This is a genomic window from Vulcaniibacterium gelatinicum, from assembly GCF_008033445.1.
GTDB classification, from domain to species: domain Bacteria; phylum Pseudomonadota; class Gammaproteobacteria; order Xanthomonadales; family Xanthomonadaceae; genus Vulcaniibacterium_B; species Vulcaniibacterium_B gelatinicum.
The window spans coordinates 30,813-45,697 of sequence record NZ_VNKO01000022.1; the positions used below are offsets into that span (position 1 = coordinate 30,813).

Sequence of the window (14,885 nt, forward strand, 5' to 3'; positions counted from 1 at the left end):
GGCGCCTGCGCCTCACGCGGGATCCATCGCCGATTCGCCGCTGACCCGGTCGCGCCCCTCGCGCTTGCTCCGGTACAGCGCCGCATCGGCGCGGTCGAAGGTGCGTTGCCACGGCTCGCCGCCACGGTGCACCGCCCAGCCGATGCTCATGGTCGTGCGCGGCCGGCGCGCCCGCCAGGCCGCGAGCAGGCGCTCGGCCACCTGCGCCGCGGCCGGGCCGCCGCAGGGGACCACGACCAGGAACTCCTCGCCGCCGTAGCGCGCCGCCGCGTCGCCGTCGCGCAGCGACTGGCGCAGGAACTCGCCGAGTTCGCGCAGCAGGGCGTCGCCTGCGGCATGGCCGTCGGCGTCGTTGACCTGCTTGAAGTGGTCCAGGTCGAGCAGCAGCAGGCCGTCGCCATCGCCCAGTGCGGTGAGCAGCGCGTCGGCGTGGCGGCGGTTGCCCAGCCCGGTCAGTTCGTCGTGCAGCGCGCGTTCCAGGAACGTGCGGGCGCGGGCCTCCTCCGCCTCGAAGCTGCGCGCGTTGCGCAGCGCGATCGCGGCGTGCGAAGCCAGCAGCTCGAACGCGTCGCGGACCTCGTCGGTGAGCGCCATCGGCGTGCGCCGCGCCGCCACCAGCACCGCCCGCGTGCGGCCGTCCTCGCGCACCGGGGTGGCGACGAAATAGTCGAAGCCGCTCTCGCGCAGGCTGGGCACCGCGGCGGGATGTTCGCGGTAGCGCTCGATCACCGTGGTCCGCGGTTCACGCCAGACCATCCCGGTGATGCCCTGGTCGAGCGGGTGCACGCCGCTGGCGAAGGCCTCGGGGAAACCGCTGACGAACGCGACCCGGTAGGCGTTGCGCTCCGGCTCCACGAAACTCAGCGCAGCGGCGTCGAAGCCGAGCTCGCGCACGCTCTGCACCACCTGCGCCACCACCTCGCCCGAGCGCAGGGTGTTGAAGCCGTGTGCCGCGAGCACGAGGGTGCGCAGGATCCGCGCGCGGCGCTCGGATTCGGCCTGGGCGCGGCGCAGGTCGGCGATCACGCGCGCCACCACCTCGCCGGTCGTCACCACGATCACCACGTGGGTCACCGCCGCGCTCACGCCGTCGGCGAGGGTGCCGTGCCAGGCCTCGGGCGCCAGATCGGCGGCGAGGAACAGCGGCGCGGCCTTGAGCACGGTCCAGCGCGGCAGCGACAGCCCGATCCAGAGCGCGACCACCAGGTAGAACAGCAGCGCCAGTTCGGGCGGCATGCCCGGCGCGAACAGTTCGAACGAGGCCACCATCGCCAGCGCCACCGGGATCACCGCGGCCAGCGCGCCGGCCGGCCAGCGCTGCCAGGGCAGGGCCGCGATCGCGGCCGCGACCGCCAGGTCGAGCAGCCCGAGCAGGATGTATTCGGGGCCTACGTCGGCACTGGGCAGGAACAGCGACTGCACGATCGCCAGCGCCCCGGCCACGGCGAACAGCAGCGCGGCGCGGCGGGCGGCCTGCAGGCGCGGGTCGGGCAGCGCCGTCGGGCGGGCGTGGTCGGGGCCGGCATCCGCGACGGAGCAGGGGGCGGCTCCGTCCGTGGATGTCGCAGCGCTGCCTGGCGGTTCGCTCATCGGCCTCGTCCCTTGCGGAGCCGCATCCGGCGCGCAGTCGGGCACGGCGGGCGTGAACGGCTCGTGCATGCCCGGCATGGCGCGGCGGCCCGAGTCCTCCGGCTATCCTGCCGCCATGCCCGAGCCGATCCGCATCGTCCCCTACGATCCCCGCTGGCGCGCCGATTTCGCCCGCCTCAACCTCGAATGGCTGGAGCGCTGGTTCACGGTCGAGCCGGTGGACCGCGAGGTGCTGGGCGATCCCGAGCGGCACATCCTGGCCGACGGCGGCCGGGTGCTGTTCGCCGTGGATGCGGCGGGCCGCGCGCTGGGCACGGTCGCGCTGCGGCACGAGGGCCAGGGCGTGTACGAGCTGACCAAGATGGCGGTGGACCCGCAGGCGCGCGGCCGCGGCATCGGCCGGCAGCTGCTGCAGGCGGCGGTGGACGCCTGGCACGCGCTCGGCGGCCGCGAGCTGTTCCTGGAGTCCAGCCGCAAGCTCGGCCCGGCCCTGGCGCTGTACGAAAGCGCCGGCTTCCGCCACCGTTCCGCCCCGCGTCCCGGCTCGCACTACGCCCGCGCCGACGTGTACATGGTGTACGAACCCGACGCCTGAGCATCGCCGGCCCGGATCCGGCCGGCCCGTACAATGCGCCCTCCCATGGCCGCGCCCCTCGTCCCCGCCGCGCAATTGCGCCTGTCCGTCGCCCCGATGATGGACTGGACCGACACGCATTGCCGCGTGTTCCATCGCCTGCTCGCGCCGCACGCGCGGCTGTATACCGAGATGGTGCACGCCAACGCGGTGCTGCACGGGGAGCGGGCCAAGCTGCTGGCGCTGGATCCGGTCGAGCATCCGGTGGCGCTGCAGCTCGGCGGCAGCGAGCCGGCGTTGCTGGCGCAGGCGGCGCGGATCGGCGCCGAGCACGGCTTCGACGAGATCAACCTCAACTGCGGCTGCCCGTCCGACCGGGTGCAGGCGGGGCGCTTCGGCGCCTGCCTGATGCGCGAACCGGCACTCGTGGCCGAGAGCGTGGCGGCGATGCTCGCGGCGGTGCCGGCGCACGTGCCGGTGACGGTGAAGTGCCGGCTCGGGGTGGACGACGACCACGACTGGGAGCGTTTCGTCGGCTTCATCGACACCGTGGCGGCGGCGGGCTGCCGCATGTTCGTGATCCACGCCCGCAACGCCTGGCTGCAGGGGCTGTCGCCGAAGGAGAACCGCGAGGTGCCGCCGCTGCGCTACGACTGGGCCTACCGGCTCAAGCGCGAGCGCCCGCAGCTGCAGGTGATCGTCAACGGCGGCATCGCCACGCTGGAGGAGGCGACCGCGCACCTGGCCCATGCCGACGGCGCCATGCTCGGCCGCGCCGCCTACCACACGCCGTACCTGCTGCACCGGCTGGACGTGGCCTGGTTCGGCGGCGAACTGCGCCCGCGCACCGAGCTGCTGCGCGCGCTGCGGCCCTACGTCGAGGCGCAACTCGCGCAGGGGGTGGCGCTCAAGCACATCGTCCGCCACGTGCTCGGCCTGTTCGCCGGCGAGCGTGGCGGGCGCGCGTTCCGCCAGGTGCTCAGCGAAGGCGCGCACCGCGCCGATGCCGGCTGGGCGCTGGTCGAGCGCGCGCTGGCCTGCGTCGAGCCGACACGGGACGCCGCATGATCACCCGCGACCCCGCCGCGTTCCTCGCCCACGCGCGCACGCTCGCGCCGGACTTCGGCCCGGCCACCGCGCGCGCGGCGTTCCTGGTCGCGCCGGACGGCTTCGCGCATGCGGCGCAGTCGGCGCAGGACAACCGCTACATGGCCGGCGCCGGGGCCTTCGATCCGGAGCGCGCCGCGCGCCAGCACCGCGCCCTGCACCGGGCGCTGGCGCAGGACCTGCCGACGATCTGCTTCGCCGGCGATCCGGACACCCCCGACGCGCTGTACCCGAACAACGTCTTCGCCACCGCGCGCGGCCCGGACGGCGCCGGGCGCGTCATCGTCGGCCGCATGCGCCACCCGGTGCGCCGGCGCGAGGCCGAGCGCGCCGACATCCGCGCCTTCTTCCGTGACGTGCTGGGCTACGCCGAGACGGACCTGTCGCGGCAGGAACACCCCTGCGAGCTGACCGGCGCGTTGGTCCTGGACCGCGCCCGCGGCCTGGGCTTCTGCGGCCTGTCCGAGCGTTGCGACGAGGCCGGCGCGCGCCTGATGCACGCGGCCTTCGGCCTGCGCGCGACCCTGCTGTTCGAGCTGGCGCCGGGCGAGTACCACACCAACGTGGTGCTGACGGTACTGGCCGGGCGCGCGGCGCTGGTCTGTCCGCGCGGCTTCGCCGACCCGGCCGTCGTGGACACGCTCGCCGCGCTGTACGCCCCGCACGCGATCCGGCTCTCCGACGCCGAGCACGCCGCCTTCGCCGGCAATGCGATCGCGCTCTCGGCGGACGCGGTGTGGATGAGCGCGGGCGCGGAACGGGCGCTCACCCCGGCCACCCGCGCCGCGCTCGCCGCCGCGGGCTTTGCCGTGCGCGCGGTCGAGCTGGACGCGATCGAGGCCGGCGGGGGCTCCCTGCGCTGCTGCGTGGGCGAGGTGTTCTGAGCGCGGCAAAGCGGCGACAATGCGCGCCTGCCACGGCCCCCGGGACTGAATCGAGGCCAAAAACGTGAAGGAAGGGTTCAGAACGGATTCACTGCCCGGTTCCAACAATGGCCCCTCGCTGCCGCCCTTCCGGGCGCGCCCTCGTGTTCCGGGATCACCGATGCCCCGTTTCCGCTCCGCCCTCGCCCTGGTCCTGGCTCTGCCGCTCGCCGGCGGCGCGGCCGAGGCGTGGGCGCAGGCGCTGCTCGGCCCGCCGGTGCGGGACGTGGCGCCGCCGGTGGAACGCACCCTGCCCGAGCCGCGGCGCGAGGAAGGCCACCGCCGTGACGACGCGCGGGGCCTGTCCGACGCGGTGCGCCGCGCCGAGCGTGCCACCCGCGGCCAGGTGCTCAGCGCCGAGCGCATCCAGTACGATGGCCGCGACGTCAATCGGGTGAAGGTCCTCGACGACCGCGGCCGCGTCCGTGTGATGTACTGGGACGACGAGACACGCGAGCCGCCGCGTCCGCCGCGTACACGCGACGACGACGGGGACGACCCCACCCTCTGAGCCACCGGCCGCATGCGGCCGCCGCCGACGGAGACCCCATGCGCATACTCCTGGTCGAAGACGAAGCGCCCCTGCGCGAAACCCTCGCCGCCCGCCTGAAGCGGGAAGGCTTCGCGGTGGACACCGCGCAGGATGGCGAGGAAGGGCTGTACATGGGCCGCGAGGTGCCGTTCGACGTGGGCATCATCGACCTCGGCCTGCCCAAGATGTCGGGCATGGAGCTGATCAAGGCCCTGCGCGACGAGGGCAAGAAGTTCCCGGTGCTGATCCTGACCGCCCGCTCGAGCTGGCAGGACAAGGTCGAGGGCCTGAAGACCGGCGCCGACGACTACCTGGTCAAGCCGTTCCACGTCGAGGAGCTGCTCGCCCGCATCAACGCCCTGCTGCGGCGCGCCGCCGGCTGGAGCAAGCCCACGCTCGAGTGCGGCCCGGTCACGCTCGACCTCGCCGCGCAGACCGTGAGCGTGCGCGGCCAGAACGTGGACCTGACCAGCTACGAGTACAAGGTGCTCGAGTACCTGATGATGCACGCCGGCGAGCTGGTGTCGAAGGCCGACCTGACCGAGCACATCTACCAGCAGGATTTCGACCGCGACTCGAACGTGCTCGAGGTGTTCATCGGCCGCCTGCGCAAGAAGCTCGACCCGGACGGCACGCTCAAGCCGATCGAGACCGTGCGCGGCCGCGGCTACCGCTTCGCGATCCCGCGCAGCGGGGGCTGAGCGCCTCCGCCCGCGCCGCGCGCCGCCGAGGGGGAACGCATGCCGACCGCGCGCCGGACGCTGCGATGGCGCCCGCGTTCGCTGCAGACGCGGCAGCTGCTGGCCGCCAGCCTGGGCCTGCTCGCGTTCCTGGCCCTGGCCGGCTACGCGCTCGACCGCGCCTTCCTCGAGACCGCCGAGGACAGCCTGCGCCAGCGCCTGCGCAGCTACGCCCTGGCCTACGCCGACAACATCGAGTTCCTGCGCGACGGCAGCCTGTACGTGCCGGAGATGCTGCCCGACCCGCGCTTCGAGCGCCCTGGCAGCGGCCTGTACGCCCAGGTGGTGCGGCCCGGCGAACACTGGGACTCGCCCTCCGCCCACGGGCCGCGCCTGCCCGAGGGCGCCATGCTCGCCCCGGGCGAGGAACGCTTCGAGGGGCCGCTGCCGATCCGCCAGATCAACGGCGCGCCGGGCGAGATCTACCGCTACGGCCTGGGCCTGGTCTGGGACGAGGAGGGCGGCACGCGCGAGTTCCCGTACACGATCCACATCGCCGAGGACGCCGGCGCGCTGGCGGCCCAGATCCGCGTGTTCCGGCGCGCGCTGTGGGGCTACCTCGGCGGCGCCGGCCTGGTGCTGCTGCTGCTGCAGGCGCTGATCCTGCGCTGGAGCCTGCGCCCGCTGCGGCAGGTGATCGCCGAGCTCAAGCGCGTGCAGCGCGGCCAGCTCGCGCGCATGAGCGAACGCCATCCGCGCGAGCTCGAGCCGCTGACCGAGAGCATCAACGCCTTCATCGAGAGCGAGCGCGAGAACCTCGAACGCCAGCGCAACACCCTGGCCGACCTCGCCCACAGCCTGAAGACGCCGCTCGCGGTGCTGCGCGCGCGCCTGGACAACCACGCCTCCGAGCAGGAGCTGCGCGAGGAGGTCGCCACGCAGGTGCAGCGCATGACCGACCTGGTGTCCTACCAGTTGGCACGCGCCGCTTCCAGCGGCCACCAGTTGTTCGCCGCGCCGGTCGAGATCGAGCCGCACGCCGAGCAGATCGTGCGCGGGCTGGAGAAGGTGTACGCCGCCAAGGGCGTGCTGTGCGAGTTCGACATCGAGCCCGAGGCGCGCTTCCACGGCGAGGTCGGCGACCTGCACGAGCTGCTCGGCAACCTGCTCGAGAACGCGTTCAAGTGGGCGCGCTCGCGGGTGCTGCTCACGGTGCGGGTGGGCGAGACCGCGCCAAACCGGCGTCCGGGGCTGTGGCTGGCGGTGGACGACGACGGCCCCGGCATCCCGCCGGAGAAGGTTGGCCTGCTGCTGCAGCGCGGGGTGCGCGGCGACGAGCGGGTGCAGGGCCACGGCATCGGCCTGGCCATCGTCCAGGACCTGGTGCGCGGCTATCGCGGCGAGCTGCAGGTGGGCCGCGCGCCGGAGCTGGGCGGCGCGCGGTTCGAGGTGCGGCTGCCGCCGGGCCTGTAGCGCCTAGCCGGTGGCGAACGGGGAGGGGCCGTAGAAGCGGGCGAGGTGTGCGGCCACCGCCGGCATCGCCGCGCGCAGCAGCGCCGGGTCGCTGAAGTGGTATTCGCTGCACACGGCGAAGAATTCCTCGGGTGCCTCGGCGGCATAGCCGTCGATCGCGGTCTCGCGCCCGGCATCCACCGCGGCGGCGAGCGCGTCGAAGGCCTGCTGGAAATCGCGCGCCCACTGCCGCTGCCAGGCGCGTGGCAGCGGCGGGGTGCCGTCGAGCACGCCGTCGAGCGCGTCGAGCTTGTGCGCGATCTCGTGCGCGGCCACGCAGTAACCTTCGCGCGGCGCAGCGATGTCGGCCTGCACGTCGGCCCAGGACAGGATCACCGGGCCGCTCTCCCAGGCCTCGCCGATCAGTTCGTCGTCCCACTCGTGCAGCACGCCGGCGGCGTCCATGTGGCTGCGGCTGACCCGGAACGCGCCCGGGTACACGATCAGTTGCGACCAGCCGTGCAGCCCTTCCGCGCCGAACTCGAGCAGGGGCAGGCAGCACAGCGCGGCCAGCTGCACCCGCTGCGCGTCGTCGAGCGTCAGCCCCGCCACCGGGGTGATGGTTTTGTCCTGCAGGAAGCGCGCGGCGAGCGCGCGCAGCCGCGCCTGGCGCCCGGGGTCGAGCGCACGCAGCCACGGCAGCGCGTCGTGCGCGCGGCGCCACAGCGCGGGATCGAGGTCGGGAGGCGGACGCCGCAGGCGTCCGAACAGGCGTGCCAGCCGCAATCGGATCAGCGGAACATGCCCGGGAGGAAGCTGTGCCAGCGCGGGGCCGGCATGCGCCCGTCGTCGTCGCCGCCGCTGCCGCGCGCGGCCGCCGGCTTGGCGGCCGGCTTGGCGCGCACCGGCGCGGTGGACTGCGCTTGCGGCCTCGCACGCGGCGTACGGGCATTGGCCTCGGCCACCGCCGCGGTGAGGTCGGGGCAGGTGCCGCCGCTGTCGCCACCGGCGCCGGACAGGCGCACCTCGCGCGCGTGCAACGCAGCGCTGGCGAGAACCAGCAACAGCAGGCAGGCGAGTCGGAGCATGGCGGGTCCCCTTCGGATGTGGCCCGGACGGCGAGCGCGGACTATAGCCTGAGATGCCGAAGGCCGGCAGACGGTTGCATGTTGCGGCGCAATCGCGACCATGCCCGTTTCCGGCGCCTAACTTCGCGTGGCGCCGGGGATTCCGCGCCGGAGCGGCGGCCCAGGGGCCCACTCACCAACATGAATGAAAACGAACTGCTGCGACGGCTGGGTGCCGGCCCGGTGTCCGGGGATAGCCTGGCCCGTGAGGCCGGCCTGACCCGGGCCGCGGTGTGGAAGCGGATCCAGGCCCTGCGCGCGGCCGGGGTCGAGGTCGAGGCGCGGCCGGGCCAGGGCTATGTCCTGCGCCATGCGCCGGTGCTGCTCGATGCCGAGGCGATCGCGGCCGCGCTGGCCCCGGACGTGCGGGCGCGGCTGGCTGCGCTCGAGGTCGTCTGGAGCCTGGATTCGACCAACAGCGAGCTGTTGCGGCGGCCGGCGCCGGCGCAGGGCTGCGCGGTGCTGCTGGCCGAGCGCCAGACCGGCGGCCGCGGCCGCCAGGGGCGCGCCTGGGCCTCGCCGCTGGCGGCGCACCTGTACCTGTCGCTGGCGCGGCGCTTCGGCGGCGGCCTGGCGCGGCTGGGCGGGCTGAGCCTGGTGGCCGGCCTGGCCGTGGCCGAGGCGCTGCACGACCTGGGCCTGGCCCGGATCCGGCTGAAATGGCCCAACGACCTGGTGGTCGAACAGGGCGGCGTGCTGCACAAGCTCGGCGGGCTGCTGGTCGAAGGCGGCGGCGAGCACGCCGGGCCGGTGCGGGCGGTGATCGGCCTGGGCCTGAACGTGCGCATGCCGGCGGCGTTCGCGGCCGCGATCGACCAGCCGTGGACCGACCTGGCCACTCTCGGCGCCGAGACCGACCGCAACCGGCTCGCCGCCGCGGTGCTGGCGCGGCTGCTGCCGGCGCTGGAGGCGTTCGACCGCGACGGCCTGGCCGCGATGCTGCCGCGCTACGCCGCCTTCGACGCGCTCGCCGGACGGGCGGTGACGCTGCACGGACACGACGGCGCGGTGGCCGCGACCGCGCTCGGGCTCGCCGCCGACGGTGCGCTGCGCGTGCGCCTGGCCGATGGCCGCGAGCGCGAGGTCCATTCCGGCGAAGTCAGCGTGAGGCGCGCATGAGCGCATGGCTGTTCGATCTCGGCAACACCCGGCTCAAGTGCGCGCCGCTCGCGCCCGACGGCGGCATCGGCGCGGTGCGCGCGATCGCGCACACCGAGGACGGCGCCTGGTTCGACGCGCTGCCGCGCGGCGAGGCGGCCTACGTCGCCAGCGTCGCCGGCCCGGCGCTGCGCAGCGAGCTGCTGGAGGCGCTCACCCGGCGCTTCAAGCGGATCTCGCTGGCGCGCACCGAGCGCGCGCTCGACGGCTTGCGCATCGCCTATGCCGACCCGCGCAAGCTCGGCGTGGACCGCTTCCTGGCCCTGCTCGCCGTGCATGCCGCGCAGCGTGCGCCGGCGCTGATCGTCGGCGTCGGAACCGCGCTCACCCTCGACCTGCTCGCCGCCGACGGCCGCCATCTGGGCGGCCGCATCGCGCCGTCGCCGCAACTGATGCGCGAGGCGCTGCACGCGCGTGCGCCGCACCTGCCGATGGTCGGCGGCGAGTACGTCGAGTTCGCCGACGACACCGAGCCGGCGCTGGCCTCGGGCTGCGAGGGCGCGGCGGTGGCGCTGGTCGAGCGCAGCCTGGCGCAGGCGCAGCGCCTGCTCGGCGTGCGTCCGCGCCTGCTGCTGCACGGCGGCGGCGGCGAGGCGTTGCTGCCGCATCTGGACGGCGCCGAGGCGGCGCCGTCGCTGGTGCTGGAAGGGCTGGCGCACTGGGCCCGTCTCGACGGCCGGGGCGCGCCCGTGCACAGCCCCTAGAATCGCCGCATGCTGATCCGCGCGCTGATCGTCCTGCTCGCCGCCCTCAATCTCGGCGTCGCCGCCTGGTGGTGGCTGCGCGCGCCGCCGCCTGCGCCGGCGGCAGCGGAACTGCCCGCCGGCGTGGCGCGGCTGAAGCTGTTGCACGAGGCGCCGCCGCCGGTCGCGCCGGCGGCCCCGCCGCCGCAGTGTTTCCGCTTCGGTCCGTTCGCGAGCGAGCCCGCGCTGGCGCAGGCGCGCACGCTGCTCGAAGCACGCGCGCGCCAGGTGCGCGTGGAGACCACCGAGGCCGCGCCGGCGGCCTGGCGCGTGCTGCTGCCGCCGCAGGCGGACGCGGCCGCGGCGCAGGCGCTGGCCGGGCGCATCGGCGCGGCCGGCTTCGACGACGTGGTGGTGATCGCCGCCGGCGAGGAGGCCAACGGCATCGCGCTCGGCCGCTATGGCAGCGAAGCGGCGGCACGCCGGCGCCAGCAGGCGCTGCGCGCGGCCGGCTTCGACGCGCAGTTGCTGCCGGTGGGCGGCGGCGAACCGCGGCGCTGGCTGGCGGCGCAGCTGCCTCCCGGCAGCGACGCCGCGCGCCTGCGCGGCGAGCTGCGCGCGCTGGAACTGCACGCGCTGGACTGCGCCACGCTGCGCTGACCGGCGCCGGCACGGCACAGGCTAGAATCCCGCCCATGCCGGCTTAGCTCAGTTGGTAGAGCAACCGCCTTGTAAGCGGTAGGTCGCCAGTTCGAGTCTGGCAGCCGGCACCACCGGAGACCGCACCCGCATGAGCCGCCGCCAACCGCCCGTGTCCCTGATCGGCGCGCCCACCGACATCGGTGCCGGCCATCGCGGCGCGCGCCTGGGGCCGGAGGCGCTGCGCATCGCCGGCCTGGCCGAGGCGCTGGCCGCACGCGGCGTCGAGGTGGCCGACCGCGGCAACCTCGACGGCCCGCGCAATCCCTGGCAGCCGCCGCAGGACGGCTACCGGCACCTGCCCGAGGTCGCGGCCTGGAACCGCGCGGTGATGGAGGCGGTGCTGGCCGAACTGCGCGCCGGGCGCATGCCGATCCTGCTCGGCGGCGACCATTGCCTGGGCATCGGCTCGATCACCGCGGTCGCGCGCCACTGCCGCGACACCGGCAAGCGCCTGCGCGTGCTGTGGCTGGACGCGCACGCCGACTTCAACACCAGCGAGGTCACCCCGTCCGGCAACGTGCACGGCATGCCGGTGGCGTGCCTGTGCGGCCTGGGCCCGCGCGCGCTGACCCACCTCGGCGGCGATGCGCCGGTGCTGCGGCCGGACCAGATCCGCCAGATCGGCATCCGTTCGGTGGACCCGGGCGAGAAACGCCTGGTCAAGGAGCACGGCCTGGACATCTACGACATGCGCTACATCGACGAGGTCGGGATGAAGCGCGCGATGGAGGAAGCGCTCGACGGCGTGGACGAGGACACCCACCTGCACGTGAGCTTCGACGTGGATTTCCTCGATCCCGGCATCGCGCCCGGCGTGGGCACCACCGTGCCGGGCGGGCCGAACTACCGCGAGGCGCAGCTGGTGATGGAGATGATCGCCGACACCGGCCGCATGGCCTCGCTCGACATCGTCGAGCTCAATCCGCTGCTCGACAACCGCAACGAGACCGCGGTCCTCGCCGTGGACCTGGTCGAGAGCCTGTTCGGCAAGTCGACCTTGATGCGCGACTGATTCACGCGCGCCACACCTCGCTGAACCGTCGCCAGCGCGCGCAGGGGCGTTGCACGCGGGATTCACCCGCGCCCTGCTGACATGGCCGCACCGACGGCGCCGTCGCGCCGGATCCTGAAGGAGAGGCTGATGAAGCGAGTGATGGCTTTGCTCTTGCTGGTGCTGTACGCCGGCGCGCTGACCGCGTGCAACACGATGGCCGGCGTCGGCCGCGACATCGAGGCGGCCGGCGACAAGATCGAGGACAAGGCCGAGGACTGCAAGGACGGCAAGTGCTGATTCCCCGGGCCGGCAGGCCCGAGGCGACGGGCCGGCGGTTGCGCGCCGGCCCGTCGTCGCATCGGCAGCCGTCTCACCAGCGCGGATCGGGCACGAAGCCGCCGGGGAACGCGCGCGGTGCGTCCTCGCGCGGCCAGCGCGGGAACCACGGCCGCGGCAGCACGCCCAGCGCCATCAGCCGCTCCGGTGCGTCGTAGCGCAGCTGGGTGACCTGGGTTGGATGCCGGCTGGCGCGCACGAAGTGGGTGCGGCCGACCGGCGACCACTCGCGTTCGCCATGGCCGGTGCCCAGGCGCTGCGCGTCGTGCTCGTGGCTGACGGCATCGGCCGCGGAGGCCTCCGCGGCCGGCGCGGCGGCCTTGGCCGCGCCCTGCGCCTGCCGCGACTCCGCGCGCGCGATCGGCGGCGCCGGCGACGGCGCGTAGGCCGGGCGCGCCTCGCGGAACACGGCGATGCCGATCACCCCGACATCGTCCGGACGGCCGGTGCGCGCGGCGTACGAATCGGGCAGGTCGGTGAACACGAACTGGGCCACGTCGTCGTACGACTTGCGCCAGCCGGTGATCTCGGTGCTCTGCCACGGTGCGAGCACGTAGCCGGTCTGGGACGGGTGCGCGGTTTCGCCGGTGACGGCGTTGACGCCGTCCACCGACAGCACCACCAGCACGCGCTCGGCGCTGCGGTTGGTCAGGCGCACCGCGTAGCGGTGGCCGGGGGTGCCGGCGATCCAGGTGCGGCCGCGGTGGCGGTATTCGGGCAGCCACTGCCCGGTGTCGCGGTCCACCACGTCCAGCTCCACCAGCGGACTGGCGATGGCGGGGGCGCCCACGGCCACGGCCAGGGCGAACAGCAGGGTGCGCAGCATGGCGGTTCTCCTCGTTGGGTGGGCCGGTGAACGCGCCGCGCGCCCGGGCGGGGTTGGCGCAGCAGGTACACTTGTCCGCCGCAGTTCAGCTCCGCGTCAGCGCAATGACCGCCCAAGCCCGCGTCCGCGTCCTCACCGGCATCACCACCTCCGGCACGCCGCACCTCGGCAACTACGTCGGCGCGATCCGCCCGGCGATCGCCGCCAGCCGCGACCCGGGCGTGGAGAGCTTCTACTTCCTGGCCGACTACCACGCCCTGATCAAGGTGCAGGAGCCGGCGCGGGTGCAGCGCTCGACCCTGGAGATCGCCGCGAGCTGGCTGGCCTGCGGCCTGGACCCGGACAAGGTCTGGTTCTACCGCCAGAGCGACGTGCCGGAGATCCCGGAGCTGACCTGGCTGCTCGCCTGCGTGGCCGGCAAGGGCATCCTCAACCGCGCCCACGCCTACAAGGCCGCGGTGGACCGCAACCGCGAGGCGGGCGAGGACGAGGACGCCGGCGTCACCGCCGGGCTGTACATGTACCCGGTGCTGATGGCCGCCGACATCCTGCTGTTCAACGCGCACAAGGTGCCGGTGGGCCGCGACCAGGTGCAGCACATCGAGATGGCGCGCGACTTCGGCCAGCGCTTCAACCACCTCTACGGCGAGCATTTCGTGCTGCCGGAGGCGGCGATCGAGGAGCACGTGGCGACCCTGCCCGGCCTGGACGGGCGCAAGATGAGCAAGAGCTACGACAACGTGATCCCGCTGTTCGCCCCGCGCGAGCAGCTGCGCAAGCTCATCTTCGGCATCGTCACCGATTCGCGCGCGCCGGGCGAGCCCAAGGACACCGAAGGCTCGGCCCTGTTCCAGCTCTACCAGGCCTTCGCCAGCGCGGAGGAGACCGCGGCGATGCGCCGGGCCTACGCCGAGGGCATCGCCTGGAGCGAGGTCAAGGCGCGCCTGTTCGAGCGCATCGATCGCGAGATCGCGCCGATGCGCGAGCGCTACGAGGCGCTGATCGCGCAGCCGGCGCAGATCGAGGCGATCCTGCGCGAGGGCGCGCGCCGGGTGCGCGAGCGCTACGCCACGCCGTTGCTGGCGCGGCTGCGCGAGGCGGTGGGCCTGCGCGACCTTTCGCACGCGCCCGCGGCCCGGGACGGGAAGAAGGAGAAGCCGAGCGCGCCGGCGATCAAGCAGTACCGCGAGGCCGACGGCCGCTTCTACTTCAAGCTGGTGCAGGGCGAGCGCGTGCTGCTGCAGAGCGTGGGCTTCGACTCCCCGCGCGAGGCCGGCCAGCTCATCGCCCGGCTCAAGCGCGAGGCCGCGCAGCTGCGGCACGAGGCCGGCGCGGGCCTGCGCCTGGGCGAGGCCCTGCTCGGCGAACTCGCGGCGGACGCGGCGCTGGACGAGGTGGCGCAGGCGCTGGCGCGGCTGGCCGAGGCGGAGTGAGGCCTACGTCGGCAGCGCCATGTCGTCGAGCAGCGCCTTGAGGAAGCGCGCGGCCTCGCCGCCGGTGCAGGCGCGGTGGTCGAAGGTGAGCGAGATCGGCAGGCGGCGGTGCACCTCGATGCCGCCGATCACCGCCACCACGTCGTGCGAGAGCTTGCCCGCGCCGACGATCGCCACGCACGGCGGCACCACCACCGGGGTGGCGTAGCGGCCGGCGAACATGCCGAAGTTGGACAGCGAGATGGTGTAGCCGGACAGCTCCGACATCGGGATGCTGCGGTCCTGGACCTGCGCGCGCAGGCGGTTGATGCCCTCGCGGATGCCGCGCGCGTCGAGCATGTCGGCGTTGCGCAGCGCGGGCACGAACAGGCCGTCCTCGGTGTCCACGGCGATGCCGAGGTCCACGTGCGGGTGCAGGGTGCGGGTCAGGGTCTCGCCGTCGAACCAGGCATTCAGCGCCGGCTCGGCCTTGCACGCGGCGACGATCGCGCGCACCAGGCGCGCGGTGATGTCCTGCTTGCCGAGCCAGGCGTGCAGGTCGGCGTCGTCCACCAGCGTGGTCGGCACCACCTTGCTGTGCGCGTCGGCCATCACCCGCGCCATGTTGCGGCGCACGCCCTTGAGCTGCTCGGGCTGGCCGCTGGCGGCCACGCCCGGCGGCTGGGTGCGCATCGGCCGGCCGGCCTGCGACAGCGTGCTGCGCTGCGGCGCCGCGGCGGGCGCGGGCGCGTTGGCAACGGCGGCCACGCGCGGCGCCGGCGCGGCGCC

General features: G+C 74.3%; 17 protein-coding genes and 1 tRNA gene. 13 read left to right on the forward strand and 5 right to left on the reverse strand.

Annotation, left to right across the window (positions count from 1 at the left end; translation table 11 throughout):
* Positions 1–12 precede the first annotated feature (12 nt).
* Complete coding sequence (locus tag FPV26_RS11675; protein WP_147654056.1) at positions 13–1,590, reverse strand: GGDEF domain-containing protein; 1,578 nt, start codon at positions 1,588–1,590, stop codon at positions 13–15.
* Between the two features lie 115 nt (positions 1,591–1,705).
* Here FPV26_RS11675 and FPV26_RS11680 point away from each other — a divergent pair, with 115 nt between their 5' ends.
* The 6 genes from FPV26_RS11680 to FPV26_RS11705 all read left to right on the forward strand — a co-directional run bounded on the left by FPV26_RS11680 (position 1,706) and on the right by FPV26_RS11705 (position 6,879).
* Positions 1,706–2,185: a GNAT family N-acetyltransferase gene (locus FPV26_RS11680; RefSeq protein ID WP_147654057.1), complete on the forward strand. Its 480-nt coding sequence runs from the start codon at positions 1,706–1,708 to the stop codon at positions 2,183–2,185.
* 45 nt (positions 2,186–2,230) lie between these two features.
* Positions 2,231–3,232 carry a tRNA dihydrouridine(20/20a) synthase DusA gene (gene dusA / locus FPV26_RS11685; protein WP_246109281.1) on the forward strand — a complete coding sequence of 334 codons (1,002 nt, stop codon included), beginning with the start codon at positions 2,231–2,233 and terminating at the stop codon, positions 3,230–3,232.
* The gene (locus tag FPV26_RS11690; protein ID WP_147654059.1) at positions 3,229–4,155 is read left to right on the forward strand and encodes an arginine deiminase-related protein; all 927 of its coding nucleotides are present in this window, start codon (positions 3,229–3,231) and stop codon (positions 4,153–4,155) included. The genes dusA and FPV26_RS11690 overlap by 4 nt, the downstream gene beginning before the upstream one ends.
* 160 nt (positions 4,156–4,315) lie before the next feature.
* Positions 4,316–4,705: a PepSY domain-containing protein gene (locus FPV26_RS11695; protein ID WP_147654060.1), complete on the forward strand. Its 390-nt coding sequence runs from the start codon at positions 4,316–4,318 to the stop codon at positions 4,703–4,705.
* A gap of 38 nt (positions 4,706–4,743) precedes the next feature.
* On the forward strand, positions 4,744–5,427 hold the full coding sequence (locus FPV26_RS11700) for a response regulator transcription factor (protein ID WP_147654061.1): 684 nt from the start codon (positions 4,744–4,746) through the stop codon (positions 5,425–5,427).
* An 81-nt stretch (positions 5,428–5,508) separates the two neighbouring features.
* A complete protein-coding gene (locus FPV26_RS11705) occupies positions 5,509–6,879 on the forward strand; it encodes an ATP-binding protein (protein WP_181952651.1) in 1,371 nt (456 codons plus the stop codon).
* A 3-nt stretch (positions 6,880–6,882) separates the two neighbouring features.
* On the opposite strand, the gene FPV26_RS11710 is transcribed toward FPV26_RS11705, so the two are convergent.
* Positions 6,883–7,683: a M90 family metallopeptidase gene (locus FPV26_RS11710; RefSeq protein ID WP_147654073.1), complete on the reverse strand. Its 801-nt coding sequence runs from the start codon at positions 7,681–7,683 to the stop codon at positions 6,883–6,885.
* Positions 7,650–7,946: a hypothetical protein gene (locus tag FPV26_RS11715; RefSeq protein WP_147654074.1), complete on the reverse strand. Its 297-nt coding sequence runs from the start codon at positions 7,944–7,946 to the stop codon at positions 7,650–7,652. The genes FPV26_RS11710 and FPV26_RS11715 overlap by 34 nt, the downstream gene beginning before the upstream one ends.
* 180 nt (positions 7,947–8,126) lie before the next feature.
* Between FPV26_RS11715 and birA the strand changes: the two genes are divergently transcribed.
* From birA to FPV26_RS11745, 6 genes are all read left to right on the forward strand, one after another.
* Complete coding sequence (gene birA / locus FPV26_RS11720; RefSeq protein ID WP_147654063.1) at positions 8,127–9,104, forward strand: bifunctional biotin--[acetyl-CoA-carboxylase] ligase/biotin operon repressor BirA; 978 nt, start codon at positions 8,127–8,129, stop codon at positions 9,102–9,104.
* Positions 9,101–9,847: a type III pantothenate kinase gene (locus tag FPV26_RS11725; protein ID WP_147654064.1), complete on the forward strand. Its 747-nt coding sequence runs from the start codon at positions 9,101–9,103 to the stop codon at positions 9,845–9,847. Before birA ends, FPV26_RS11725 begins: the two co-directional genes overlap by 4 nt.
* Before the next feature lie 9 nt (positions 9,848–9,856).
* The gene (locus FPV26_RS11730) at positions 9,857–10,486 is read left to right on the forward strand and encodes an SPOR domain-containing protein (protein WP_147654065.1); all 630 of its coding nucleotides are present in this window, start codon (positions 9,857–9,859) and stop codon (positions 10,484–10,486) included.
* A gap of 37 nt (positions 10,487–10,523) precedes the next feature.
* Positions 10,524–10,599: transfer RNA gene (locus tag FPV26_RS11735), tRNA-Thr, on the forward strand.
* 17 nt (positions 10,600–10,616) lie between these two features.
* Positions 10,617–11,540 carry an arginase gene (gene rocF / locus FPV26_RS11740; protein ID WP_147654066.1) on the forward strand — a complete coding sequence of 308 codons (924 nt, stop codon included), beginning with the start codon at positions 10,617–10,619 and terminating at the stop codon, positions 11,538–11,540.
* A gap of 141 nt (positions 11,541–11,681) precedes the next feature.
* A complete protein-coding gene (locus tag FPV26_RS11745) occupies positions 11,682–11,819 on the forward strand; it encodes an entericidin A/B family lipoprotein (protein ID WP_425473099.1) in 138 nt (45 codons plus the stop codon).
* Positions 11,820–11,892: 73 nt separating this feature from the next.
* On the opposite strand, the gene FPV26_RS11750 is transcribed toward FPV26_RS11745, so the two are convergent.
* Complete coding sequence (locus tag FPV26_RS11750) at positions 11,893–12,684, reverse strand: hypothetical protein (protein WP_147654068.1); 792 nt, start codon at positions 12,682–12,684, stop codon at positions 11,893–11,895.
* A 104-nt stretch (positions 12,685–12,788) separates the two neighbouring features.
* Here FPV26_RS11750 and FPV26_RS11755 point away from each other — a divergent pair, with 104 nt between their 5' ends.
* Positions 12,789–14,117: a tryptophan--tRNA ligase gene (locus FPV26_RS11755; RefSeq protein WP_147654069.1), complete on the forward strand. Its 1,329-nt coding sequence runs from the start codon at positions 12,789–12,791 to the stop codon at positions 14,115–14,117.
* 3 nt (positions 14,118–14,120) lie between these two features.
* On the opposite strand, the gene FPV26_RS11760 is transcribed toward FPV26_RS11755, so the two are convergent.
* On the reverse strand, positions 14,121–14,885 hold a 765-nt coding region (locus FPV26_RS11760; RefSeq protein WP_147654070.1), incomplete at its 5' end, for a dihydrolipoamide acetyltransferase family protein.